At 72.6% G+C, this 2496-nt stretch carries 4 protein-coding genes; 3 read left to right on the forward strand and 1 reads right to left on the reverse strand.

Annotated features, from left to right (window positions below; genetic code table 11):
* Both argH and ACTUAL_RS00975 read left to right on the forward strand, forming a co-directional pair.
* A partial coding sequence (gene argH / locus ACTUAL_RS00970; protein ID WP_440898928.1) for an argininosuccinate lyase occupies positions 1-862 on the forward strand: 862 nt, incomplete at its 5' end.
* Positions 846-1475, forward strand: a complete 630-nt coding sequence (locus tag ACTUAL_RS00975) for a DNA-3-methyladenine glycosylase (RefSeq protein ID WP_096496284.1) — start codon at positions 846-848, stop codon at positions 1473-1475. The genes argH and ACTUAL_RS00975, both read left to right, overlap by 17 nt.
* A 27-nt stretch (positions 1476-1502) precedes the next feature.
* Here ACTUAL_RS00975 and ACTUAL_RS00980 read toward each other — a convergent pair whose 3' ends face one another.
* Positions 1503-2024 carry an EF-hand domain-containing protein gene (locus tag ACTUAL_RS00980; protein WP_096496283.1) on the reverse strand — a complete coding sequence of 174 codons (522 nt, stop codon included), beginning with the start codon at positions 2022-2024 and terminating at the stop codon, positions 1503-1505.
* 278 nt (positions 2025-2302) lie between these two features.
* On the opposite strand from ACTUAL_RS00980, the gene ACTUAL_RS00985 reads away from it, so the two are divergent.
* On the forward strand, positions 2303-2496 hold a 194-nt coding region (locus tag ACTUAL_RS00985; protein ID WP_440898929.1), incomplete at its 3' end, for a hypothetical protein.

Raw genomic sequence — 2496 nt, forward strand, 5'->3', positions numbered from 1 at the left:
CTCGCGCGACCTCGAGCGCCTCATCGACTGGCTGAAGCGCGCCGACGTGTCGCCCTACGGAGGCGGAGCGCTCGCCGGGTCGACGCTGGGGCTCGACGCGGCATCCGTCGCCCACGACCTCGGGTTCGCGCACGCGGCCGAGAACTCGATCGACGGCACCGCGAGCCGCGACGTGGTCGCCGAGTTCGCCTTCGTGGCCGCCATGATCGGCGTCAACCTCTCCCGCATCGCGGAGGAGGTCATCATCTGGACCACCGCCGAGTTCCGCTTCGCCGTGCTCGACGACGCCTGGTCCACCGGCAGCTCGATCATGCCGCAGAAGAAGAACCCCGACGTGGCCGAGCTGACCAGGGGCAAGTCCGGCAGGCTCATCGGCAACCTCACCGGCCTGCTCGCCACCCTCAAGGCCCAGCCGCTGGCCTACAACCGGGACCTGCAGGAGGACAAGGAGCCTCTGTTCGACTCGGTCGAGCAGCTGGAGCTGCTGCTCCCCGCCCTCACCGGCATGATCGCCACCCTGCGCTTCGACACCGACCGCATGGCCGAGCTGGCGCCCGCCGGGTTCACCCTGGCCACCGACATCGCCGAATGGCTGGTCCGCGAGGGCGTGCCGTTCCGGATCGCCCACGAGGCGGCGGGGGAGTGCGTGCGCGCCGCCGAGAACCGGGGCGTCGGGCTGGACGAGCTGACCGACGACGAGTTCGCCGCCATCTCCCCCCACCTCACCCCCGAGGTGCGCTCGGTGCTGACCGTCGAGGGCTCCATCGCCTCGCGCGACGCCCACGGCGGCACCGCGCCCGTCCGGGTCGCCGAGCAGCTGGGGCGACTGCGGGACAAGGTCTCCGTTGCCCGCTCACGCTGACCCCGCGCGCAGGCAGCTGACCGAGCAGGAGCTGGCGGTCGACCCGGTCGACGCCGCCAAGCTCCTGCTCGGCGCGGTCCTGGAGAGCACCACGGACGAGGGAACCGTCGGCGTGCGGATCGTCGAGGTCGAGGCGTACCGGGGCGGCGACGACCCCGCGTCGCACTGCTACCGGGGGCGCACCCCGCGCAACGACGTCATGTTCGGCCCGGCCGGTCACCTGTACGTGTACTTCGTGTACGGGATGCACTTCTGCTGCAACGTCGTCTCGCTCACCGACGGCGTGCCGGGGGCGGTGCTGATCCGGGCGGGCGAGGTGGTGTCCGGGATCGAGCTGGCCCGCGCCCGCAGGCCCGCCGCCCGCACCGACGCCGAGCTGGCCAAGGGCCCCGCCCGGCTCACCGGCGTGCTCGGGCTCGACCGCGCCCACAACGGCGTCGACCTCACCTCGGCCGACTCCACCGTGCGGCTCTACGCGGGCGAGCCCGCGGAGACCGTCCGCACCGGACCGCGCGTGGGCGTGGCCGTCGCGGTGGACGTCCCCTGGCGCTTCTGGGTCGACTCGCCCGCCGTCAGCGCCTACCGCAAGGGCGGGCGCACGCGGGTCCGCTGACCCCGCGCGCGCCCGCCCCCGGTTGCGTCAGATCAGCCCGAACACGTTGTTCGCGGGCGCGTCCGGGTCGTCGCCCGCCCAGAACTCCACCCAGTGCCGGGCGAACTCCGACTTGGACAGCTCCCCGTTCCCGTCGAGGTCGAGCAGCGCGAACACCTCGTCGGTCGACGCGTCGTTCCCGGTCCAGGCGTGGATCATCGTCGCGTACTCCTGCGCGGTGACGGACCCGCTGCCGTCCAGGTCCACGGCCGCGAACATCGCCTCGGCGGTCGACACGACCAGGTCCAGCATCAGCATCTGGTCGCCCGCCGCCGTGATCACCTCGTCCAGGGTGACCTCGTCGTCGTCGTTGTGGTCCGACGCCTCGCGCAGCACGGTCCACCACCGGTCCATGGTCGAGCGCAGCACCTCGGCGTCGGCGTCCCGGCTGACCGCGAGCCACCGCTTGGTCAGCGCGTCGAAGTCGGCCTTCTCCAGCTTGCCGTCCCCGTTGGCGTCCATCGCGCCGAAGACCGCGGACATCTTCCGCTTCTGCAGATCACTCGCCATGCCCGCCAAACTGGACCACGCGGGAGCGCAGGGCAATTGACCATCAGTGCGAAGTCTCGCTGTCCAGGGTGAACCAAGCGGTGACGGTGCGTAGTGCAAGATGGCCACATGGGTGAGATCGACGCCTTAGCCACCGCCATCGCCGCCGACGTCGCCGGACTGCGCCCCCTGATCCCGACCGGACCTGCCGCCGCCGCGGGCCGCCTGCGACCCGGCCCGCCCCGCGACCCCGACCCGTTCCCGAGGTCCCGCAGCCCCCGGCCGCGTTCGGTGTCCTGGTGGTGTCGGGCAGGGGCAGGGCGTACGAGGGCTTCATCTCCCTCGAAGCGGCCCACCGGGGAGCCGCCGACGCGGTCGCCGACCTCGCCGAGTCCCTCGCCGAGCACCCGCTCCCCGGCGCGGCCGATCCCGACTTCTCGGCGAACGGCCTGGTCACCGAGATCGACGGCGGCATCGCGATCCGCACCGGGGT

It is taken from the genome of Actinosynnema sp. (assembly GCF_052038725.1).

Coding starts and splice junctions, on each gene's coding strand:
- ACTUAL_RS00980 (WP_096496283.1), bottom strand. CDS start 2,024: ATGGCGAGTGATCTGCAGAAGCGGAAGATGTCCGCGGTCTTCGGCGCG.